Genomic DNA, 21784 nt, shown 5'->3' on the forward strand with positions numbered 1-21784 from the left:
GGCGCGCCCCGGCGGTTCACTCCGTGTCCCGCACCGCCACCAGGCCGTTGAAGACACCCACGTACGCCGTGCCGTCGGGGCCGAGCGTGACGGGCGCCCAGTTGTTGTCGTACGCGATGCCCGTGCCGGTGAGCCGCTTCCACCGGGTCTCGCCGGTGCGGAAGTCGACGGCGGTGAGGTACCAGGCGTCGACGCCGAGGCTGTTGGGCTCCTTCGTGTAGAAGTACAGCAGGCCGTTGGCGGTGGAGAGTTTGGGCACGGTGGAGGGGGCGCGCACGTCGCTCTCCCATGCCGTGTCGCAGCCGCTGCCGTCCTCGCGCACGTCGATTTTGGTGACGCCGCCGACGACGCTGCGGCCGAGGGCGAGCGAGGTGATGTTCTCGTAGCCGTAGTTGTTCTCGACGATCAGGCTGTCGCCCCAGGTGATCAGTGAGTTGTCGGTGGTGGACGCGCCGGAGCGGAAGACGGGGATCTTGCAGACGAGCCGCCGGCCGTCGGGCACGTCCGCGCCGCGCCGGTAGACGAGGACGTTCATGCGGTCGTCGGCGTTGTCGGTGATCGCCACGTAGTCGTCGTGGGCGCCGAAGAGGTCGGGGGTGGTGCCCGAGCCCTGGTTCACCGAGCCGGGTTTGGTGCCGGTGCCGCGGTCGTACGTCTCGCGCCAGACGATCCGGGGTGTGCCGTCCGGGGCGGCCCGGAAACTGTAGAGGGCGTGGTCGGAGACGATGGAGACGCCGTCCTCGGCGACGGAGAAGGAGTTCTGGATCTCCTCGCCGTCGAGCCGGATGGAGCGGATGGCGCCGGTGCCCGGATCGGCGGTGCCGACGCGGCCCTGCCGCGTCACCCACCAGATGCGCCCGTCCCAGTCCGGCATCACGGACGTGACCGGGTCACATTCGCCACTCGGGTAAAGATGTGACCAGGTCACGCAGTCGTGCGGGACGTGCGCCGTCAGGTCCCAGTCCTTGTCGACGACGAAGCGCCACCCGCCGTCCGCCATCCGCTCGTGCGCGAGCCGGATGACGTGCTGCCGGGAGTCGGCGAGGACGAGCCGGTCCTTGTCGTCGAGGTAGGAGTAGGCCCCGCCCGAGGTGTCCTTGAAGATCTTGGAGAAGTCGAGCCGGGTGATGGCCTCGATGGTCGAGGGCCGTTGCGGGAGCTTGTACTCGGCGAGCGTGTCGAGCGTCCTGGGGTCGAGCAGTTTGACCAGGAAGCCGGTGAAGGTGCCGCAGACGGTGACGATCCGTCCGTCGCGGTCGAAGGTGACGGTCGCGCACTCGCCGCCGAGGGCCGCCATCTTCTCGCTGTCGACGTCGGGCCGCTTCCCGAGCGGGCCGCTCCAGGGGTACGTGCCGCTGCCCGCCGCGTCGGCGTGCATGCCGCTGCGGCCGTTGGCGGCGAGGTGGGGGTGCTGGGGCGGCGGGGTGCCGGGCAGCGGCCGGGCGGTGGCGGGCGCCCCCTCGTAACTCTTGACGAGCCGGTGCCCCGGCGCCTTGGGGATGTCGTCGGCGCGGGCGGGGCCGGGGGCCACGAGGGTGGCCGCGACGGCGGTCGCCGTCACGGCCAGGGCGAGGACACTGCGCGGGATGGCGCGGGGCATGCGTGGCATGCGCCGAAGCTAGGACCACTGCCTTGAAGTGTCCATGAGGGGACGTCAGTTGTTCATGGAAGTGGTCAGTTGTTCATGGAGCCGCAAAGAACGCTCACGGCTGGAGCCCGCTGACGATGTGGGCGGTGGCCGTGAGGCCGTCGTGGATGGTCGGCGCCATGCTGGAGCCGGCCAGGTAGAACCCGAGCAGGGCACAGACGATGGCGTGCGAGATCTTCAGCGCGCCGTTGCGCAGAAAGACCACCGCCAGGATGAACAGCAACAGCACCACAGAGATCGAGACAGCCATGGAACCTCCTCCGCCACGCGACGCCGCGGCTCTCGGCCGTCAGTGTCGCGTAGCGGAGGGTGCGTCCGGGCCTCTGACCTGTGCTCCGAACGGGTGCTGCTTGTCCGGGCGTTGATCGCCGGGGTCAGCGGCCGTGCGCGTCGAGGAAGGCTTCGAGCCCCGCGAGGTCGTCGGTGTTGAGGTGATCGACGCCGGCGGCGAGCAGTTCCGCCCAGACCGCGTCGCGCCGCGGGCCCGGCAGGTCGGGCGTCGCCCAGAAGCGGACGCGCTGCCCGCGCGCGTGGGCGGCGGAGACGACGCCGCGCAGCTTCTCGCGCTCGGCGGCGGGCATCGGCCCCCCGCCCTGCCAGGTGAAGTTGAGCGACCAGTTGTCGCTGATCAGGGGAATGAGGGAGGCGGGCGCCGGGGTCCCGAGGTCGGCGAGGCGGCCGTCGTAGAAGGCGTACCGGACCCGCTGCGCCTCCATCGGGGCGCGGGCCGCGCGGTGACCGGAGACGACCGCCGTGACCGCGGAGCGGCGGACCTTGCCGTGGACGTACGAGGTGAACAGGTGGCGGTAGGGCCGCAGATGGCGGTGGAGTTCGGCGTACGTGGCGGCGCCCTCGGTCTTGATGTCGATCAGGAGCTGGAAGGGGATGCGGTGGTGGCCGCGGTACACGGAGCCGTGGTGGGCGCGGACGCGGGCGGCCAGCGGGTCGAGGTAGAGGGCTTCGAGGGTGCGGGCGGGGTCGAGGTCCTCGGGGTCGTGCGCGACGAGGAGTTGACCGTCGACGAGGTAGATGTCGGCCTCGACGCTGCCGAAGCGGTGGTCGAGGGCGTCGAGGAGGGGCCTGGGGTGCTCGTAGTCGTTGTGCGCGTGGGCGCGTACGTGAGGGTGGCGGTGCCGGGGCCACGGCCGGCGCCCGCGCCCGGACGCGTCCGCCTGCCCGGGTATCGCGACGCCGCCGGCGAGGGCGGCGCCGAGGGTGGTCAGGGCTCTGCGACGGGTGGTGAGGGCCATGTCTTCCTCCGGGACGGTGGGACCGAAGTGAGCGGTGAGTACGAATCCTGCCCCACGCGACGAAACAACAGACGTCCATGCCCCGTCAGGGGCGCGGGGAACTCCCCACCACCCGCGCAACCCCGCCCCGTCAGGGGCGCGAGGAACTGCGCGACCAGCCACACACCACCCGCACCCCGCAACCAACCCCCACCGCACCCCCCTACCCGGCCACCTCCCCCCACCCCACCGTACGATCACACCACCGCTCAAGCAGCACCCGATCATGCCCCACGGCCAACAACCCCGCCCCCGACTCCGCCCGGTACTCCTCCACGACGTGGACCAACGCCGCCGTCGTCGACGCGTCCAGCATCGCCGTCATCTCGTCACAGATGAGCCACCGCGGACGCAACACCAACGCACGCGCCAGACAGGCCCGCTGCAACTGCCCGTCACTGACCTCGTGCGGCCGGCGCCCCATGAGGTCCTTGCCGAGGCCGACCCGCGCCGCCAGCTCCGGAACGACCGCGGAGACTTCGGCGGCGCGGCCCACCGCCCGTAGCGGCTCGGCCACAAGATCCCGCAGCGCCAGCCGAGGGTCGGCGGAGAGCCTCGGCTGCTGGAAGACGACACCGAAGGCGGTGCGCTGCTCGCGCGGCGCCCGGTGCCGCCAGCCGCCCGCGACGGTGCCGTCGATGACGACCTGCCCGGCGTCGGGCCGGTGCAGCAGCGCCGCGACCCGCGCCAGGGTCGACTTGCCGCAGCCACTGGGTCCAAGGAGCCCCACCGACTCGCCGGGGGCGATGGCGAGGTCCGCCGAGCGGACGACGGGAGCGCGCCGGTCGTACCCGGCGGTGATCGCGCGCAGTTCAAGCACGGGGCGCCTCCAGCACGTCCACATGGGGGTGGTGACACGCGGCCCCACCGCTGAGCGCCGGCACGGCACCGCACACCTCGTCGGCCCGGTCGCAGCGCGCCGCGAACGCGCAGCCCGCCGGCAGCGCGGACAGCTCGGGCGGCAGGCCGGGCACGGGGGTGAACTCCCGTTCCGGCAGGGCGTTGAGGAGCCCCCGAGCGTACGGATGGCGGGGGCCGCGCGCGCCGAAGAAGTCGGGGGCGTCGGCGATCTCGACGACGCGGCTGGCGTACATCACGGCGACGCGGTCGGCGATGCGTTCGGCGGCGGCCAGGTCGTGGGTGATCAGGAGCAGCGCGCGGTCGTCCCCGACGTGCCGGCGCAGTTCGTCGACGGTGCGGTCCACGAGGTCGCGGTCGAGGCCGGTCGTCGGTTCGTCGGCGAGCAGCAGCGGGGCGTCGCCGATGAGGGCGAGCGCGGTGGCGGCGCGCTGGGCGAGACCGCCGGACAGTTCGTGGGGGTAGCGGTCGAGGTGCCCGGCGGGGAACGCGGCGCGCGTGGCGGCGGCTTCGGCGGCGGCCCGCACGTCCGCTCTGCGTACCCCCGTCAGCTCCCGCAACGTCTCCTCCAGCTGGGACCGCACGGTCCGCACCGGCGTGAGGTGCGCGGCGGGGCTCTGCGGTACGAGGCCGACGCGCCGCCCGCGCACGGTGCGGGCGAGGGTGCGCTCGTCGGCGGTGAGCAGATCGGTGTCGCCGAGCAGCGCCGAGCCGGCCGTCTCCGCGTTCTCGGGGAGCAGGCCGAGCAGCGCGGAGGCCAGTACGGACTTGCCACAGCCGCTCTCGCCGACCAGGGCGAGGCACTCCCCCGCGGCGAGGTCGAAGGTGGCGTCGGTGACGGCGGAGACATGGCTGCCGCCGCGCATGCGGAACCGTACGGACAGACCCTTGACGGAGAGGACGGGGACCGTCACAGCATCAGCTCCGATCGGCGCCGGGGATTGATCCGTTCCCGCCAGGCGCCCGCGAGGCCCGCGATCGCCAGGGTGGGCACGATGATGAACAGGCCGGGGAAGAGCGTCGGCCACCAGTCGCCCGCGAGGAGCGAGCCGCGCGCGCTCTGCACGAGTGTGCCGAGGCTGGCCTGGTGGGTGGGGAGTCCGAGGCCGAGGAAGGACAGCGCGGACTCGTGCCAGATGGCGTGCGGCACCATCAGGACGGCGGCCAGGCCGGCCTGGGGCAGAACGCCGGGCAGCAGGTGGCGCATCGCGACGCGCAGCCGTGAGGCGCCGCCGGAGATGGCGGCGTCGACGTAGGGCCGCGAGCGCAGGGAGAGCACTTCGGCGCGCACGATGCGGGCGGTGGAGAGCCAGTGGGTGAGCGCCACGGAGACGACGACGGGCCACACCCCGGGCCGGAACATCGCCACGATGAAGATGCCGAGGAGCAGGTGCGGCACGGACGAGAAGACGTCGACGAGCCGCATCACGATCCGGTCCACCCATCCCCCGGAGGCGGCGGCGAGGGCACCGACCGCCGTACCGATGACGGTGGCGACGACGGCCGCCACGACACCGACGAGCAGCGAGACCCGCAGTCCGTACACGCAGCGCAGCAGCAGGTCGCGTCCCACGTCGTCCGTCCCGAAGGGGTGCTCCCAAGACGGCGGCCGAAGCTTCGCCGCCAGGTCGACGGCCTGCTCGTCGAGGTTGACGAGGGGCGGGACGACGAGGACGGCGAGGACGACCGCGGCGACGATCACCGCGGAGGAACGCACGCGCCACGCGCGCGTGGAGCGTCGTACGCCTCCATGGGCGCGCCAGGCGATGTCAGCCATCGAATCCCACCCTCGGATCGGCGAGGCCGTACAGGAGGTCGGCCACGAGGTTGCCGAGCAGCACCGCGGCGGTGGCGAGCGCGGTCAGCGCGGCCAGCAGCGGGAAGTCGACGGAGGTCGCCGCCTGGACGGTGGCCGCGGCGATGCCGGGCCAGCTGAAGACGGTCTCCACCAGGAGCGCTCCGGTGATCAGTTCGGGTACGCGCGAGCCGATGAGCGTGAGCACGGGCAGCATCCCGGAGCGCAGCGCGTGGCCGAGGAGGACGGTCCGTTCGGCGAGGCCACGCGCGCGTGCGCCGCGCACGGGGTCGTCGCCGAGCGCGTCGCCGACGCCCTGACGTACGTAGAGGACGAACCAGGGCAGCTGCGAGACGGCGAGTACTCCGGCGGGCAGCACCAGGTGGCTCGCGACCTGTCCGGCCGTGACGGTCGAGCTGGCGGTGTCGGTGAGGCCGCCCGAGGGCAGCACGCCGAGCTTCAGCGCGAAGAGCCAGACGGCGAGCAGGCCGAGCCAGAACGGCGGCGCCGCTTCGAGCGTGTACGCGAGCGAGGTCACCGCCCGGTCGACCCAGCCGCCGGGGCGGCGCGCGGCGAGGACGCCGAGGGCCGTGCCGAGCAGGATGGCGACGAGGAAGGCGGTGGCGGCGAGCAGCACCGACCAGCCGACGCGTTCGCCGATGACGTCGGCGACGGGCTGGCGCAGGGTGCTGGAGTCGCCGAGGTCGCCGGTGAGGGCCGAGGTCAGCCACTCCCACCAGCGGGTGGCGAGCGGCCGGTCGACGCCGAGGTTGGCGCGCAGCTGGTCGAGGTTCTCCTGCGAGGCGGTGAGTCCGGCCGTGCCCGCGTACGCCTTGACGGGGTCGAAGGGCGAGGCGGCGGCGATGGCGAAGACGCCGAAGGTGACGACGAGCAGGACGGGCACGGCGAACAGCAGCCGCCGTCCCGCGAGGCGCGCCATCGGACCCCAGGGGAGGCGGCGGCGTGCCGCCTTCCCCGGGGTCTCGCGTATCGCGGTCGTCACTTCTTCGGCTGCCAGTCCTCGACGTTCCACCAGGGACCGGAGGCGAGGCCGTGGTCGTGCGGCTCGACCTGCGTGGTCAGGTCGCCGAACCTCTTGTCGACGACGTAGAGGTGGTCGATGTGGGTGAGGAAGGTGTAGCCGGGGTTCTTGACCAGCTCGCGCTGGATGGTGTCGTAGGCGGCCTTGCGCTCGGCGTGGTCGCCGCTCTTGCGGGCGTCCTCCAGGGCCTTGTCGACCTTGGAGTTGTCGTAGTGCGCCATGTTGTTGAAGCCGTCACCGGCGAGGGAGGACTTCAGGAGGGTGTACTGGTCGAAGTCGGGGTCGGCCGGGGAGCCGCCGCCCGCGAGGACGGCGTCCTTGGGCATGCGCGGCTCGATGACCTCCCAGGTGCCGGAGTGCACCTGGACCTTGATGCCGAGCTTCTTGGCGTCGGAGGCGTAGGCGAGGGCGTGCTCCTGGCGGAGCTTGTCGCCGGAGAGGTACCAGAGCGGGAACGTCGCCTGGACGCCGTCCTTCTCGCGGATGCCGTCCTTGCCCGGCTTCCAGCCGGCGTCGTCGAGGATCTTCTTGGCCTTGGCGGCGTCGAACTCGCGCTCGGTGCCCTTGGTGAACCAGGGGCTGTCGGTCGGGACCGGGCCGTAGGCCTCCTTGCCCGCGCCGTCCAGGATCGAGTCGACCATGGCCTTGCGGTTCACGCCGACGTCCAGGGCGCGGCGGACGGCGGTGTCGCCGGCGACCTTGTTGCCGGTGGGCAGCGTCACCACGCGGTAGTCGAAGGTCTTGGCGGCGTACGTCTTCTTGCCGCTGTCGCCCCGGTACTTCTTCGCGAGGTTCGGCGGCAGGATCGCGCCGTCGAGTTCGCCGGCGTCGAGCCGGGTGGCCCGCACGTCGTCGTCCTTGATGATCGCCATGGTGAAGTTCTTGATCTTCGGCGCGCCGCCCCAGTAGTCGGGGTTGGCCTTGAAGGTCAGCTTCTCGCCCTTGGACCACTTGACCAGCTCGTAGGGGCCGGTGCCCACGGGCTTGGTGGTGAAGGCGCCGTTGTTCACGTCCTGCTTGCCCGCGATGTGCTCGGGCGCGATGGGCAGGACGGTGCGCTCGACGAAGGGCGCGTAGGGGTACTTGAGGTGGAAGACGACCGTGTCGTCCCCCTTCGCCTCGACGCTCTTGACGGCGTCCAGCTCGGTCTTGGAGGCGTTGTTGGTCTTCTTGTCGAGGATCGTCTCGTACGTGAAGACGACGTCCTTGGCGGAGAAGGGCTTCCCGTCGCTGAACTTGACGCCCTTGCGCAGCTTGTACGTGTAGGTCTTGCCGTCGTCGGTGACCTTGGGCAGCGCGGCGGCGAGGGCGGGCCTGAGCTTCATGTCGGCGTCGTGCGTGAGCAGGCCGTCGAAGATCTTGGAGTTGCCGTCCTTGCCGTAGCCCAGGAGGGGGCTGAGGGTCTCGGGCTCGTAGGCGATGCCGACGACCGCCGAGTCCTTGGCGCCGCCGCTGCCGCCGTCGCCCGGCGCCGAGCAGGCGGAGGCCGCGACCGCTATCGCGATGGCCGCGGCCAGGCCGCCCGTGCCCCGTATCGATCGGGCCCTCATGCTCCACACCCCTACTGAAGATCAAGCGTTGTTGCGAACGGCTCGCAATTATGCCTTACCCGGACAGGGCGCCGCCGCCTGGCCCACACGGGGTACGTGTGGGCCACATCTTGTTCGGTCGGGGTATGTACGCAGGTCAGGGCGCCGGCAGCGCGACCAGTTCCGCCACGGAGGTGCGGTGGTGTCCCGCCGTGCCGTAGGCGATCGAGTCGGCCTTGGCGCGCTTGAGGTAGAGGTGCACGGGGTGCTCCCAGGTCATGCCGATGCCACCGTGCAGCTGCACCGCCTCCTCCGCGGCGCGCACCGCCACGGGGGCGGCATACGCCTGCGCCACCGCCGCGGCGAGGGAAGGCTCGTCGCTCCCCCTGGCCAGGGCGTCCGCGGCGTGGCGGGCGGCGGCGCGGGTGTTGACGACCTCCAGCCACAGCTGGGCGAGGCGGTGCTTGAGGGCCTGGAAGGAGCCGACGGGCCGGTTGAACTGGTACCGCTCCTTCACGTACCGCACCGTCTCGGTCAGGCACCATTCGGCGGTGCCCAGCTGTTCGGAGGCGAGCAGTCCGGCCCCTGCCCGCAGCCCCTGTGCGACGGCGTGCCGCGCGTCCTGCGTGAGGGCACGCCCACGTGCCCCGTCGAAGGTGACGGTGGCGAGCGGGCGGGTGAGGTCGAGCGAGGTCTGCGGGGTGACGGTGACGCCGTCCTGGCCGGTGTCGACGGCGTACAGCCCGCCGCCCGCCGGGACGAGCAGCACATCGGCGCCCGCCGCGTCCGCGATGCCGGTCAACTCCCCGTGCAGGGCGCCGCCTTCGTGGCGTACGTCCTTGAAGGGGGCGCCGGGAGCGGCGGCGAGGCTCACCGCGAGCGCGCCGACCGTGCGTCCGGAGGCGAGCGCGCCGAGCAGTGCGGCGGCCTCGCTCCCGTCGCAGGCGAGCAGGGCTTCCGTGGCGACGACGGCGCTGGTGAGGTAAGGCACGGGCGCCACGGCGCGGCCCAGCTCCTCCAGGACGACGGCGGCCTCGCGGTGGGTGGCGCCCTGGCCGCCCAGCTCCTCGGGCACGAGCAGGCCGGCGAGGCCCATGTCCTCGGCGAGCGCCTTCCACAGCTCCGCGTCGTGCGGGGCGTCGGACTCGGCGCGGGCGAGCACGGACGCGGCGTCACAGCGGTCGGTGAGCAGATCGCGCACCGCCGAGCGCAGTGCCTCTTCCTCTTCGGAGTAGAGCAGGTCAGTCATCGCGCGAGGTCCTTCCAGGCGACGTCCTTGTCGGTGCGCGGCTCGGAGGGCAGCCCGAGGACGCGCTCGGCGACGATGTTCAGCAGGACCTCGCTGGTCCCGCCCTCGATGCTGTTGCCCTTGGAGCGGAGGTAGCGGTAGCCCGCGTCACGGCCCGTGAAGTCGACGATCTCGGGCCGGCGCATCGTCCAGTCGTCGTACAACAGCCCTTCCTCGCCGAGGAGTTCGACCTCCAGGCCGCTGATCTCCTGGTTGAGGCGGGCGAAGCCGAGCTTCATGCCGGAGCCCTCGGGGCCGGGCTGGCCCGCGACGAGCTGCTGGCGCAGCCGCTCGCCGGTGAGCCGGGCGACCTCGGCGTCGACCCAGAGTTTCATCAGGCGCTGGTGGAGGTCGTGGGTGCGCAGCTCGGGTCGCTCGCGCCAGGCCTTGGCGACGGGCCCGATCATGCCGCCCTCGCGGGGGATGCGCATGCCGCCGATGGAGACGCGCTCGTTCATGAGCGTGGTCTGGGCGACCTTCCAGCCCTCGCCGACGGCGCCGAGGCGGTGCGCGTCGGGGATGCGTACGTCGGTCAGGAAGACCTCGTTGAACTCGGCCTCGCCGGTGATCTGGCGCAGCGGCCGCACCTCGACGCCCGGGTCGGTCATGTCGCACACGAAGTACGTGATGCCGCGGTGCTTGGGCTGCTCGGGGTCGGTGCGGGCGATGAGGATGGCCCAGCGGGCGGTGTGGGCGCTGGAGGTCCACACCTTCTGGCCGTTGACGATCCAGTCGCCGCTCGCCTCGTCACGGACGGCGCGGGTGCCGAGCGCGGCGAGGTCGGAGCCGGCGCCCGGCTCGCTGAAGAGCTGGCACCACACCTCCTCGCCGGTCCACAGCGGCCGCAGGAAGCGGCGCTTCTGCTCCTCGGTGCCGAAGCCGAGGACGGTGGGCGCGGCCATGCCGAGGCCGATGCCGATCCGCCGCGGGTCGTTGTCGGGCGCGCCCGCCGCCTCCAGCTCGGCGTCGACGACGGCTTGCAGGGAGCGCGGCGCGCCGAGGCCGCCCAGGCCCTCGGGGTAGTGCACCCAGGCCAGGCCCGCGTCGAAGCGGGCCTTGAGGAAGTCGGCGCGGCCGGTGCTCGCGGGCGGGTGCGCGGCGAGGAACTCCCGGGTACGGGCGCGCAGTTCGGCGGCGTCGGTCATGCGGCACCTCCCTGCGGCAGGACGGCGACGCGTCCGGTGGTGACACCGTCGGCGACCCGCTGCACGGCCGCGGCGGCACCGGCCATCGGCACGCGCTCGCTCACCAGCGGCTTGATGGCGCCCTTCGCGGCCAGCTCGGTCAGCTCCTCGTGGCAGCGCCGGATCGCGCGCGGGTCCTTGGTGTTGTACAGGCCCCAGTGCAGGCCCATGATCGTGTAGTTCTTCACCAGGGCGTGGTTGAGCGCGGGCGAGGGGATGGAGCCGCTCGCGAAGCCGACGACGACGATGCGCCCCTCGAAGGCCACGCACTTCGCGGACTTGGCGTACGCGTCGCCGCCCACGGGGTCGTAGACGACGTCGGCGCCACGGCCGCCGGTGGCCTCCTTGACGGCGGCGACGATGTCGTCCGTACGCCGGTCGATGACGAGGTCGCAGCCCAGCTCGCGGGCGACCTCCGCCTTGTCCGCGCCGCCGACGACGCCGATGACCCGGGCGCCAGCGGCCTTGCCGAGCTGCACGGCGGCGCTGCCGACGCCGCCCGCCGCCGCGTGCACGAGGAGGGTCTCGCCCTCCTGGAGGTGCGCCCTGCGGTGCAGGCCGAACCAGCCCGTCTGGTAGCCGATGTGCAGGGCGGCGGCCTCCGCGTCGTCCAGCGCGTCGGGCGCGGGCAGCAGGGCGGCCTCGTCCGCGACCACGTACTCGGCGAATCCGCCGTGCGGCAGTGCGGGGGTGGCGAGCACGCGCCGCCCGTCCTCGGTCTCGCCGCAGATCTCGACGCCCGGCGTGAAGGGCAGCGGGGGCCTGACCTGGTAGTGGCCGCGGCAGAGCAGCGCGTCCGGGAAGTTGATGTTCGCGGCGCGGACCTTCAGGAGCACCTGCCCGTCACCGGGCTCCGGGCGGTCGGTCTCCACGAGGCGCATCACCTCGCCCGGCTCGCCGTTCTCGTGCACTTGCCATGCCTGCATGCGGGGCCTCCACGGGGCTGTCGTAGACCGGGCTCGACCGCATACTAAGCGGTCGCTTGCCGCAGGGGAACCGTCAGTCGCCCCCGTCCTTGCGGGCGGGCCGCGCCCGTACGTGCATCCGCTCGCCCTGGGGTCCGAAGAGGCTCAGGAATTCCGCCCCTCCCTCGCTCGTCGCCCCGAACCAGTGCGGGACGCGGGTGTCGAACTCGGCGGCCTCGCCGGGGCCGAGCACAACGTCGTGGTCGCCGAGGATCAGCCGCAGCTTGCCGGAGAGGACGTACAGCCACTCGTACCCCTCGTGGGTCTGCGGGTCCGGGGCGGGGGCGGTGCGAGCGGGCTCGATCACCTTGTACGCCTGGAGGCCGCCGGGCTGGCGGGTGAGGGGCAGCATCGTGCGCCCGTGCCGGACGATCGGCTTGGCCCGCACGCGCGGGTCGCCCACCGGCGGGGCTCCCACCAGCTCGTCCAGTGGGACCTGGTGGGCGCGGGCGATGGGCAGCAGGAGTTCGAGGCTCGGCTTGCGGTTGCCGGACTCCAGGCGGGACAGGGTGCTGACCGAGATGCCGGTGGCGGCGGAGAGCCCGGCGAGGGTGGCGCCGCGCTCCCGGCGGATGCGGCGCAGCCGGGGCCCGACCTCGGTGAGGACCTGGTCCATCTCGTGCGGAACTTCGGTCTCGTCGCTCATGCCCCCCATCATGGCGCCTCTTTGCGGTACCAGCAAAGCCATTTGTCGAAAATGCAGCGTCGGCGGGAGAGTGCTCGTGGAGGTGGTCACCATGACCCACAACAACGGATACGACGTCGTGGTCGTCGGGGGCGGCACGGCGGGCCTGAGCGCGGCGCTCGTGCTCGGCAGGTCGCGGCGGCGGGTTCTGGTCGTCGACGCCGGGGAACCGCGCAACGCGCCCGCCGCGCACATGCAGGGATACCTGTCGCGGGACGGCATGCCGCCCGCGGAGTTCCTCGCCGAGGGGCGACGGGAGCTGGCACGGTACGGCGTGCGGGTGGTGCGGGGCACCGTGACGGAGGTGCTGCCGGACGGGCGCGGCGAGTTCGGGGTGCGGCTCTCCGACGGCCGGGCGGTGCACGCGCGCCGGGTCGTCGTGGCCACGGGCCTGGTGGACGAGGCGCCCGCGGTGCCGGGGGTCGCCGAACGCTGGGGCCGCGACGTGCTGCACTGCCCGTACTGCCACGGCTGGGAGGTGCGGGACCAGCCCTTCGGGGTGCTCGCCCCGGAGCCGTTCACCAGCCACCAGGCGCTGCTCATCACCCAGTGGTCCAAGGACGTGACGCTCTTCCTGCACACCGTGCGGGAGGTGCCCGACGCGGAGTGGGAGCGCCTCGCGGCCGCCGGTGTCTCGGTGGTGGAGGGCGAGGTCGCCGGCCTGGAGGTGACCGACGACCGGCTCACCGGCGTGCGGCTCACCGACGGGCGGGTGTTCCCCCGGTCGGTCCTGTTCGTCGCCGCGCGGCCGGTGCCGCGCGACGGCCTGCTCGCCGCGCTCGGCGCCGGGACCAGGGACACCCCGTTCGGGCCGTACCCGGCGGTGGACGAGACGGGCCGCACCACGGTCCCCGGCGTGTGGGCGGTCGGCAACGCGACCGGCCCCGCGGAGCAGGTGATCAACGCGGCGAGCGCGGGCTACCGGGCCGGCGTCACGATCAACGCCGAGCTGGTCATGGCGGACATCGACGCGCGGGCGGCCCGCCGCCGGGCCGGAGTCTTCACACCGGAGGCGGAGGCGGCGGTGGCCCAGGTGGTGGCGGGCGGCCGCGAGCATGGGCTTGTCGGATAGCTCACGCCACCGAGGGGCGGGCGCCACGGCCGCCGTGAGCCCGGCGGGCGCCGACCGGGCAGGCCGCAGACCGGTGCCGCGGCTCCTGCCCGAGGCCCCCACGGAGACAGGGCCGAAGCCGAGCGGGCCGGTCAGCCGCGGCGCCCCTGTGCGGCTTCTCACGCCATGAGCCCACGAAGCGCTGTTCCGGCTGCGCGGCGCCGGCTGCGCGCCTGCGACACTTCGCTGATGGACATCGAACACAGGAACAACATCACTGTCACCGGCAACCCGCGCGGACGGACGGTGGTGCTTGCTCATGGGTTCGGCTGCGATCAGAACATGTGGCGGCTCACGGTGCCCGCCCTGGTCGACGAGTACCGGGTGGTGATGTTCGACTACGTGGGCTCGGGCCGCTCGGACCTGTCCGCGTTCTCGGAGGATCGTTACTCCTCGCTGGAGGGCTACGCGCGGGACGTGGTGGAGATCTGCGAGGGCCTCGACCTGCGCGACGCGGTATTCGTGGGGCACTCGGTCAGCGCCATGATCGGCGTGCTGGCCGCCGACATGGCCCCGGAGCGGATCGGCGCCCTGGTGATGGTCGCCCCTTCTCCGCGCTACATCGACGACGAGGGGTACCGCGGCGGTTTCAGCGCCGAGGACATCGACGAGCTGCTGGCGTCCCTGGACCTGAACCATCTGGGCTGGTCGGCGGCGATGGCCCCGGTGATCATGGGGAACGCCGACCGCCCCGAACTCGGTGAGGAGCTGACGAACAGCTTCTGCGCCACCGACCCGGACATGGCGCGCGTCTTCGCCCGCACCACGTTCCTGTCGGACGCACGGGACGACCTGAAGAAGGTGCGGATACCGACGCTGGTGCTGGAGTGCAGGCAGGACGCCATCGCCCCGCGCGAGGTCGGCGCCTACGTCCACGCGTCGATCCCCGGCTCGACCCTGATCACTCTCGACGCGACCGGGCACTGCCCGCACCTGTCCTCACCCGAGGCCACCAACGAGGCGATCACGAACTTCCTGGCGGTCGTACGGTGATGGGCCGCGCAGGGCAGCACTCCGAACCGCCCGACCGCGGCGACCCCGAGCCGCCCGGCCACGACGGCGCCGGGTCACCGGACGCGGCGTTCGCGGCGCTGCTGGAAGACAGCGCCGAAGAACTGTACGAGAGCGCGCCGTGCGGCTATCTGTCCACGCTGATGGACGGCACCATCGCGAGGATCAACGCCAGGCTGCTGGACTGGCTCGGCCTGGAGCGCGAGGCGGTGGTGGGCCGGAAGCGCTTCACCGACCTGCTGACCGTGGGCGGCAGGCTGTACCACGAGACGCACTTCGCCCCGCTGCTGCGCATGCAGGGCGAGATCAGCGGAGTGGCCCTGGAGATCAAGCAGGCCGACGGCGGCCGGATGCCCGTACTGGTCTCGTCCGTGGTCAAGCACGGCACGACCGGTGAGCCGCTGCTGATCCGCACCACCTTCTCCGACGCCCGGGACCGCCGCGCCTACGAGGAGGAACTCCTCCGCCGGCGGAGGGCGGCCGAAGAGGCGCGCCGGCAGGCGGAGGCCGACCGCGCCCGGCTGCAGGAAGCCCTCGCCGTGCTCCAGCAGTCACTGCTGCCCGCCGCCCTGCCGCCGGTCCCCGGCGTGGAAACGGCCGTTCGGTACCACACCGCCTCTCCCGACCGGCTCGGCGGCGACTTCTACGACGTCTTCGCCCTCGACGGCAAGCGCTTCGGGTTCTTCCTCGGCGACGTCTGCGGAAAGGGCCCCCAGGCGGCGGCGGTCACCTCGCTCACCCGCTACACCCTGCGCGCCGCCGCCCTGCACGATCCCGACCCGGTGTCCGCCCTGACGACGCTCAACACGGTGCTCCACGACCGGTACACCGGCAGCGGCGACCCGCGCTACTGCACCACCATCTTCGGCAGCCTCGATCCCGACCCCGTCACCGGGCACGTCACCGTGCACCTCGCCTCCGGAGGTCACCCCTCCGCCCTCACGCTGCGCGCCGACGGCACGGCCGCTTTCCTGCCCACCCCGGGCGGTCTCCTCGTCGGCATCCTGCCCGAGGCCGAATTCGCCACCGCAACCACCGTCCTCGCCCCCGGCGACACCCTGCTCCTCTACACCGACGGCCTCACCGAAGCGCGTACCGGCGAAGGCCGCGGCACCGTGTTCGGTGAGGAAGCCCTGCTCGCCTTCGCCACCGAGCACGCCGGGAAATCCCCGCAGGACCTCATCGACGCACTGACCGGCCTGCTCGACGACTTCGGCGACGGCCTCGACGACGACACCGCCCTCCTCGCCATGGGCGTCCCCGCCCCGGCCCCGGCAGCGAAGAACCGATCATGAGCGCGCTGACCATCACGATCCACGATGCCGCGACCGGCCCGGTGCTGGAGATCAGCGGCGCACTCGACTACCACCACGCCCCCGAGCTGCGGGAACGGGTCACCGCCCTGCCTCTCCGGCCCGGTCAGCGACTCGTCCTTGACCTGTCCGGCATGGACTTCTGCGACTCCAGCGGCATCACCGCCCTGATCGCCGCCCGTCACCACGCCCACGCCGCCCGCGCGGACATCGCACTCGCGGCCGTGCCCGCCAACACCCTGCGCATCCTGCGCATCGTGGGCCTCGACCGGGTCTTCACCCTCCACCCCGACAGCGACGCCGCCACGCGGCAACCGGGACCTGACGCCCCGTCAGGTCACGAGCGGGGGCTCACCGGCTGAAGACCTCGAACCCCACCGCGGGCTTCCCGCCGAAGCGCGGGGCCAGTGCCTGAGCGTTGGCCGTCAGGAACGTACGGCAGTACGTCTCGGGGTCCTCGTCCGTCAACGCCTCGATGTAGGTGCGGTGTTCGAGGAGCGAGGCCACCGATCGGTCGAGTCCGGCGGAGGCGTCCGCCGCGTGCGTGGGGGTCGACGAACCGGCGACGGCGACCCACCGCACGCCGTTCCACGGCTCCAGGCCCTGCTCCTCGATCAGCTCGGGGAAGATCCAGCGGTTGCCCGCGTCCGACGCGGCGTCGAGCGTGGCCCGGCCCACCGCCACGTGGTCGGGGGTGTTCCAGGCGACACCGCCCCAGGTGTCGCGGTGGTTGAGCGTGATGACGAGTTCGGGCCGGTGCCTGCGGATCGCGGCGGCGATGTCGCGGCGCAGCGCCGTGCCGTACTCGACGACGCCGTCCCGGTGGTCGAGGAACTCCACGGTCCCGACGCCGACGACCGCAGCGCTGGCCCGCTGCTCCCGCTCGCGCAGCGGCCCGCAGGTGGCGGGGTCCAGTGTGTCGATGCCCGCTTCCCCGCGCGTGGCGAGCAGATAGGCGACGTCGCGGCCCGCGTCCGTCCAGGCGGCGATCGCCGCAGCGCAGCCGTACTCCAGGTCGTCGGGGTGCGCCACGACGGCGAGCGCGCGGTGCCAGTCCTCGGGCATGGGGGCGAGCTGGTCGGGCGCTGCGGCCTCGGCTGCGGTCTGCGACTCGGTCATGGCCGCAGCCTAAGGCCCGCGTCGGGCGGCACGACTCGATGGGTCACGCCGTGGGGTGCGGGTGCGCGAGGCGGGTGAAGCCGGCGAGGCGGGGCGTGTGGGTGACGGGGAAGGACTCGCCGTCCGGGGTCTTCAGGGCCGCCATGATGTCGTCGTCCGGTTCGCCGTAGATCTCGAAGTGCCGCACGGTGCAGTGCTCCATCACTTCACGGATGTACGGGTCCGACAGCCGCCAGTGGGCGCGGATCGCGTCGGAGTCGCGGTAGAGCTGGAAGCTGTACGCCAGCATCCGCTCCTCGTCGATGAAGACCTCCACCATGAGCTGGGGGCCGTGCTCCTCGGTGAAGGCCACCGCCTGGGCGATGGCCTTCCGGAAGCCGTCGAGGTGGCCGTCGGTGATGCTCATGGTGTTGCGGAAGAGGATGGTGCGGCTCTCTGTGATCTTCATGCGCCCAGAGTTGTCCGCCGCCCGCGCGCGGGTCAAGGGTGCGGCCGTGCCCGTCGCAGACGAAGGGAGCCGCGCCTCACACCTCGCCGCGGGCCAGCGCGAGCAGCCGGTCGAGGACCCGCGGTCCGCTCACCCGCAGCCCGTCGTGCTCGAACTCGTCCGTGACCCAGGTGCGCAGCCCCCGGATGGCGCGGGCGGTCCGCAGCGCGTGCCCGGCGTCGACGTACATGTCGTCGTGGTAGACCGAGGCGGCGGCCGGCACGTCGTTCGCCGCCAGCCGGTCCTGGTCGTACAGGCGCGGCCAGTCGGTGCGCTCCGCCAGCAGGTCCGCGGTCTCGCGCAGCGGGCGCAGCGCCGGGTCGCAGTCGAACATCCAGCGCTGCACGGCCTCCCCGGTGAACAGCAGCGGTTCGTCGCCCGCCAGCGCCTTGTCCGCGTCGAACTGCGGGAACTCGGCGCGCACCCGCTCGGCCGACCAGGCGGTGGGCCGCTCGCCCTGGCCGTAGATCGCCTCGTGCAGCAGGGCGTAGAGCGGATTTCCGGCGTACGACAGGACGGCCTGGACGTTCTCCTGGAACGCGTCGGAGAGCGCGGTCCCCGACGCCGTGCGCACGAAGGCGTCCTCCAGGAGGTAGTGCAGCCGGTGGCTGCCGTCGCCCGTGCCGAGGAGGATGCCGAGGGACTGGAAGGCGGGGACGGTGAGCCGGTAGTCGCCGTTCAGGACCGGCTCGTGCTCGGCGAGGTGGGCCGCGACGCGGCGGGCGCGCTCGATGTCCTGCGGGTAGCGGGCGTAGTGCGCGATGCTCTTGCGCGCCATGCGCGGGTACGTCGCGCGGTACACGTCGTCGGCGTGGCCGTCCAGGGCGGGCAGGCCGCCGGTGATGAGCGCCGCGGCCAGCCCCTCGGGCGCCGCCGACAGGTAGTGCGTGGCGCAGAACCCGCCGAAGCTCTGGCCGAGGACGGTCCAGGGCGCGCCGCCCGTCACCTCGGGGCGGATCGCCTCGCAGTCGCGGACGATGGAGTCGGCCCGGAAGTGGGCGAGGTAGTCGGCCTGTTCGCGGGGACCGCCGCGCAGCGGGAGCGTCTGCCGGTTGGCGGGGGTGGAGCTGCCGGTGCCGCGCTGGTCGAGGAGGAGGACGCGGAAGTCCCGCAGGGCGCGGTCGAGCCAGGACTCCCGGCCGTGGAAGCGGGTGGCGCCGAAGCCGGGGCCGCCCTGGAGGTACACCAGCCAGGGCAGGTCGGCGCCGCCGCGCGCGGCCGGGACGACCTCGCGGGCGTAAAGTTCCATCCGCTCCCCCGCCGGATCGTCGTGGTCGAGCGGCACGCTGAAGCGGCGGTCGGTGAGGACGACTCCGGGCTGGCGGTACGTGACGGTCAAGGCTGCTCCTGGGCGCTGGTCGTGAGCGGGTCCGCCCCATCCTGCCGTGTGTCGTCGCCAAGGGGCGGGGCGAAGGGCGTCCCGCCCGGCCCCCGTGCGGGCGACCACTGCCGTACGCCGCCCCTGCCACGTACGCTGCGTCCACCCGATGATCGGCAAGGAGGAACTCGCCATGCGTGTCGCCCTGTTCCTGACCTGTGTCAACGACACGCTCTATCCGGACACGGGCCGCGCGGTGGTGAAACTGCTGACCAGACTGGGCGTCGACGTCGACTTCCCGATGGCGCAGACCTGTTGCGGGCAGGCGCACTACAACACCGGGTACCGGCATCAGGCGGAACCGCTCGCCCGGCAGTTCTCCGATGTCTTCGGTTCGGACGCGTACGACGCGATCGTGACGCCCTCCGGGTCGTGCGGGGCGATGGTGCGCGAGCTGTACCCGCGCATGGGAGAGCGGGCGCGGGCGGAGGGCCGCGGGGACGCCCTCGCGCGCAGGCTCGCCCCGGTGGTGCCGAAGACGTACGAGCTGACCGAGTTCCTGGTGGACGTCCTCGGCGTCACCGACGTCGGGGCGTACTACCCGCACAAGGTCACCTACCACCCGACCTGCCACGGCCTGCGGAGCCTCGGCCTCGGTGAGCGGCCGGCCCGGCTCCTGCGGGCGGTCAAGGGCCTTGAGCTGGTGGAGCTGCCCGGCGCGGAGGAGTGCTGCGGCTTCGGCGGCACGTTCGCCGTGAAGAACTCCGACGTCTCGGCGGCGATGGGCGCCGACAAGGTGCGCCACGCGGAGTCGACAGGGGCCGAGGTGCTGTGCGCGGCGGACAACTCCTGCCTGATGCACATCGGCGGCACGATGGCCCGGCTGCGCACGGCCGTGCGGCCCGTCCACATCGCCGAGATCCTCGCGAGCACGCAAGAGGAGCCCCTGTCATGAACGGCCCCGCCATGAACGGCCCCGCCACGAACGGCCCGGGCGGAAGCGGCACGTATCTCGGGATGCCGGCCTTCCCGAAGGCCGCGCACGAGGCGGTCGAGAACGCCACCCTGCGCGCCAACCTCCGGCACGCCACCCACACCATCCGCGACAAGCGGGCCCGCGCGGTCGCCGAGCTCGACGACTGGAACGCCCTGCGCGAGGCGGGACGCCAGATCAAGGACCACACGCTCCGTCATCTGAACCACTACCTCGTCCAGTTGGAGGAGTCGGTGACGGCGGCGGGCGGCACCGTCCACTGGGCCGCCGACGCCGACGAGGCCAACCGCGTCGTGACGCGGCTCGTCCGGGAGACGGGCGGGACGGAGGTCGTCAAGGTCAAGTCGATGGCCACGCAGGAGATCGGGCTGAACGAAGCCCTCGAAGAGGCGGGCATCCGCGCGTACGAGACCGACCTCGCCGAGCTGATCGTGCAGCTCGGCGAGGACCGCCCCTCGCACATCCTCGTCCCGGCCATCCACCGCAACCGCGGCGAGATCCGTGCCATCTTCGAGCGGGAGATGGGCCGTTGGGGCCGCCCGGCGCCGGACGGTCTCACCGACAGCCCCCGCGACCTCGCCGAGGCGGCCCGCCTCCATCTGCGCGAGAAGTTCCTGCGTGCCAAGGTCGGCGTCTCCGGCGCGAACTTCATGGTCGCCGAGACGGGCACCCTCGTCGTCGTCGAGTCCGAGGGCAACGGCCGCATGTGTCTGACGCTCCCGGAGACCCTGATCTCGGTCGTCGGCATCGAGAAGGTGGTGCCGACCTGGCGCGACCTGGAGGTCTTCCTCCAGACGCTGCCCCGCTCCTCGACGGCCGAGCGCATGAACCCCTACACCTCGACCTGGACGGGTACGACGGACACGGACGGCCCCCGCGCCTTCCACCTGGTCCTGCTGGACAACGGCCGCACCGACACCCTCGCCGACGAGGTGGGCCGCCAGGCCCTGCGCTGCATCCGCTGTTCGGCGTGTCTCAACGTCTGCCCGGTGTACGAGCGGGCGGGCGGGCACGCGTACGGCTCGGTCTATCCGGGCCCGATCGGCGCCATCCTCAGCCCCCAGCTGCGGGGTACGGAGAGCGAGATCGACGCCTCGCTCCCGTACGCGTCCTCGCTCTGCGGCGCCTGCTACGAGGTGTGCCCGGTGGCCATCGACATCCCCGAGGTCCTCGTGCACCTGCGCGAGCGGATCGTGCAGGGCGGCGAGGTGACGCGGCGCGGCGTGAAGGTGACGCTGAAGCCGGCGAAGGGGCACGCGGCGGAGCGGGCGGCGATGCGGGCGGCGGGCCTCGCGTTCGCCCGCCCCGGCGTGCTGCGCGCGGGGATGCGCCTGGCGTCGCGCACCCGGCGCTTCCATCCGCGCACGCTGCCGGGGCCGGGCCGCGCGTGGACGGCGACCCGGGAGCTGCCCAAGGTCCCCGCGGAGTCCTTCCGCGAGTGGTGGCAGCGGACCGGCGGCGGCAAGGACGACGGAAGGGGCGGCAAATGAGCAGCAGGGACGTGATCCTGGGCCGGGTGCGCCGGGCGCTCGGCGGACCGGGCGGGGCCCCGGCCTCGTACGCCACGGACCTCGACCGCGGTTACCACCGCCGGCACGGGGAGCGGACCGTCGAGCAGACGGTGGACCTGCTGGCGGAGAACCTCGCGGAGTACCGGGCGATCGTGCACCGTACGGACGCCGGGGAGCTGCCTCTCCTGCTCATGCGGCTGCTCGCCGAGCGGTGGCCGGACACCGTGCTGGTGCCTCCGGGGCTGCCGCCCGGGTGGATGGCGGCCGTCGACGCTCCGCTGGTCCACGACCGCGCGGTGAGCACCGCGGCCGAGCTGGACCGGTCCGGGGCCGTCGTCACCGGCTGCGCCGTGGCCGTCGCCGAGACCGGCACGATCGTGCTCGACGGCTCGCCCGATCAGGGGCGTCGCCGCATCACCCTCATCCCGGACCATCACATCTGCGTGGTGCGGGTGCCGGACCAGGTGGTCTCCTCCGTTCCGCAGGCCCTCGAACGGCTCGATCCGGCGCGCCCGCTGACCTGGATCTCGGGGCCCTCCGCGACCAGCGACATCGAGCTGGACCGGGTCGAGGGGGTCCACGGGCCGCGCGTCCTTCAGGTCGTGCTGGTGAGCGGGGAGTGACGGGCGCGGCTAGC

General features: G+C 72.7%; 22 protein-coding genes. 7 read left to right on the plus strand and 15 right to left on the minus strand.

The window, feature by feature from the left end:
- Nucleotides 1–16 precede the first annotated feature (16 nt).
- The 12 genes from J2N69_RS03635 to J2N69_RS03690 all read right to left on the minus strand — a co-directional run bounded on the left by J2N69_RS03635 (nt 17) and on the right by J2N69_RS03690 (nt 12244).
- On the minus strand, nt 17–1600 hold the full coding sequence (locus J2N69_RS03635; RefSeq protein WP_230904561.1) for a hypothetical protein: 1584 nt from the start codon (nt 1598–1600) through the stop codon (nt 17–19).
- A 103-nt stretch (nt 1601–1703) separates the two neighbouring features.
- Nucleotides 1704–1898 carry a hypothetical protein gene (locus J2N69_RS03640; RefSeq protein ID WP_127912292.1) on the minus strand — a complete coding sequence of 65 codons (195 nt, stop codon included), beginning with the start codon at nt 1896–1898 and terminating at the stop codon, nt 1704–1706.
- Between the two features lie 124 nt (nt 1899–2022).
- On the minus strand, nt 2023–2898 hold the full coding sequence (locus tag J2N69_RS03645; protein WP_230899427.1) for a phosphatidylinositol-specific phospholipase C/glycerophosphodiester phosphodiesterase family protein: 876 nt from the start codon (nt 2896–2898) through the stop codon (nt 2023–2025).
- Between the two features lie 202 nt (nt 2899–3100).
- The gene (locus tag J2N69_RS03650) at nt 3101–3757 is read right to left on the minus strand and encodes an ABC transporter ATP-binding protein (RefSeq protein ID WP_230899428.1); all 657 of its coding nucleotides are present in this window, start codon (nt 3755–3757) and stop codon (nt 3101–3103) included.
- Nucleotides 3750–4661, minus strand: coding sequence for an ABC transporter ATP-binding protein (locus J2N69_RS03655; RefSeq protein ID WP_230904562.1), 912 nt, complete (start codon nt 4659–4661; stop codon nt 3750–3752). Before J2N69_RS03655 ends, J2N69_RS03650 begins: the two co-directional genes overlap by 8 nt.
- Nucleotides 4662–4705: 44 nt before the next feature.
- A complete protein-coding gene (locus J2N69_RS03660; RefSeq protein WP_230899429.1) occupies nt 4706–5572 on the minus strand; it encodes an ABC transporter permease in 867 nt (288 codons plus the stop codon).
- The gene (locus J2N69_RS03665) at nt 5565–6530 is read right to left on the minus strand and encodes an ABC transporter permease (RefSeq protein ID WP_205036171.1); all 966 of its coding nucleotides are present in this window, start codon (nt 6528–6530) and stop codon (nt 5565–5567) included. The genes J2N69_RS03660 and J2N69_RS03665 overlap by 8 nt, the downstream gene beginning before the upstream one ends.
- Nucleotides 6531–6589: 59 nt before the next feature.
- The gene (locus tag J2N69_RS03670; RefSeq protein ID WP_230899430.1) at nt 6590–8182 is read right to left on the minus strand and encodes an ABC transporter substrate-binding protein; all 1593 of its coding nucleotides are present in this window, start codon (nt 8180–8182) and stop codon (nt 6590–6592) included.
- A 136-nt stretch (nt 8183–8318) separates the two neighbouring features.
- The gene (locus tag J2N69_RS03675; protein ID WP_230899431.1) at nt 8319–9410 is read right to left on the minus strand and encodes an acyl-CoA dehydrogenase family protein; all 1092 of its coding nucleotides are present in this window, start codon (nt 9408–9410) and stop codon (nt 8319–8321) included.
- Nucleotides 9407–10594 carry an acyl-CoA dehydrogenase family protein gene (locus J2N69_RS03680; RefSeq protein WP_230899432.1) on the minus strand — a complete coding sequence of 396 codons (1188 nt, stop codon included), beginning with the start codon at nt 10592–10594 and terminating at the stop codon, nt 9407–9409. Before J2N69_RS03680 ends, J2N69_RS03675 begins: the two co-directional genes overlap by 4 nt.
- The gene (locus J2N69_RS03685) at nt 10591–11559 is read right to left on the minus strand and encodes an NADPH:quinone oxidoreductase family protein (RefSeq protein WP_230899433.1); all 969 of its coding nucleotides are present in this window, start codon (nt 11557–11559) and stop codon (nt 10591–10593) included. The genes J2N69_RS03680 and J2N69_RS03685 overlap by 4 nt, the downstream gene beginning before the upstream one ends.
- A 73-nt stretch (nt 11560–11632) precedes the next feature.
- A complete protein-coding gene (locus J2N69_RS03690; RefSeq protein ID WP_230899434.1) occupies nt 11633–12244 on the minus strand; it encodes a helix-turn-helix domain-containing protein in 612 nt (203 codons plus the stop codon).
- Between the two features lie 91 nt (nt 12245–12335).
- Here J2N69_RS03690 and J2N69_RS03695 point away from each other — a divergent pair, with 91 nt between their 5' ends.
- The 4 genes from J2N69_RS03695 to J2N69_RS03710 all read left to right on the plus strand — a co-directional run bounded on the left by J2N69_RS03695 (nt 12336) and on the right by J2N69_RS03710 (nt 16080).
- Entirely contained in the window at nt 12336–13355 is a 1020-nt protein-coding gene (locus J2N69_RS03695) for an NAD(P)/FAD-dependent oxidoreductase (protein WP_230899435.1), read from the plus strand.
- Nucleotides 13356–13583: 228 nt separating this feature from the next.
- On the plus strand, nt 13584–14387 hold the full coding sequence (locus J2N69_RS03700) for an alpha/beta fold hydrolase (protein ID WP_230899436.1): 804 nt from the start codon (nt 13584–13586) through the stop codon (nt 14385–14387).
- Complete coding sequence (locus J2N69_RS03705; RefSeq protein ID WP_230899437.1) at nt 14387–15700, plus strand: PP2C family protein-serine/threonine phosphatase; 1314 nt, start codon at nt 14387–14389, stop codon at nt 15698–15700. Before J2N69_RS03700 ends, J2N69_RS03705 begins: the two co-directional genes overlap by 1 nt.
- Nucleotides 15697–16080 (plus strand): STAS domain-containing protein, encoded by a 384-nt coding sequence (locus J2N69_RS03710; RefSeq protein ID WP_230899438.1) that lies wholly within the window; start codon nt 15697–15699, stop codon nt 16078–16080. Before J2N69_RS03705 ends, J2N69_RS03710 begins: the two co-directional genes overlap by 4 nt.
- Here J2N69_RS03710 and J2N69_RS03715 read toward each other — a convergent pair.
- The 3 genes from J2N69_RS03715 to J2N69_RS03725 all read right to left on the minus strand — a co-directional run bounded on the left by J2N69_RS03715 (nt 16070) and on the right by J2N69_RS03725 (nt 18663).
- Nucleotides 16070–16837, minus strand: a complete 768-nt coding sequence (locus J2N69_RS03715; RefSeq protein WP_230899439.1) for a PIG-L deacetylase family protein — start codon at nt 16835–16837, stop codon at nt 16070–16072. The two genes, J2N69_RS03710 and J2N69_RS03715, sit on opposite strands and share 11 nt — an antisense overlap.
- A 43-nt stretch (nt 16838–16880) precedes the next feature.
- Nucleotides 16881–17285, minus strand: a complete 405-nt coding sequence (locus J2N69_RS03720; protein ID WP_230899440.1) for a hypothetical protein — start codon at nt 17283–17285, stop codon at nt 16881–16883.
- Nucleotides 17286–17361: 76 nt separating this feature from the next.
- Nucleotides 17362–18663 carry an alpha/beta fold hydrolase gene (locus tag J2N69_RS03725; RefSeq protein ID WP_230899441.1) on the minus strand — a complete coding sequence of 434 codons (1302 nt, stop codon included), beginning with the start codon at nt 18661–18663 and terminating at the stop codon, nt 17362–17364.
- Nucleotides 18664–18835: 172 nt separating this feature from the next.
- On the opposite strand from J2N69_RS03725, the gene J2N69_RS03730 reads away from it, so the two are divergent.
- The 3 genes from J2N69_RS03730 to J2N69_RS03740 are packed head-to-tail and all read left to right on the plus strand — an operon-like array spanning nt 18836 to nt 21770.
- Nucleotides 18836–19597: a (Fe-S)-binding protein gene (locus J2N69_RS03730; RefSeq protein WP_230904563.1), complete on the plus strand. Its 762-nt coding sequence runs from the start codon at nt 18836–18838 to the stop codon at nt 19595–19597.
- Nucleotides 19594–21126 carry a LutB/LldF family L-lactate oxidation iron-sulfur protein gene (locus J2N69_RS03735; RefSeq protein WP_230899442.1) on the plus strand — a complete coding sequence of 511 codons (1533 nt, stop codon included), beginning with the start codon at nt 19594–19596 and terminating at the stop codon, nt 21124–21126. The genes J2N69_RS03730 and J2N69_RS03735 overlap by 4 nt, the downstream gene beginning before the upstream one ends.
- Nucleotides 21123–21770, plus strand: a complete 648-nt coding sequence (locus tag J2N69_RS03740) for a LutC/YkgG family protein (RefSeq protein WP_230899443.1) — start codon at nt 21123–21125, stop codon at nt 21768–21770. The genes J2N69_RS03735 and J2N69_RS03740 overlap by 4 nt, the downstream gene beginning before the upstream one ends.
- Nucleotides 21771–21784 lie beyond the last annotated feature (14 nt).

Origin of the sequence: Streptomyces huasconensis (assembly GCF_021028635.1) — a bacterium.
GTDB lineage: Bacteria > Actinomycetota > Actinomycetes > Streptomycetales > Streptomycetaceae > Streptomyces > Streptomyces huasconensis.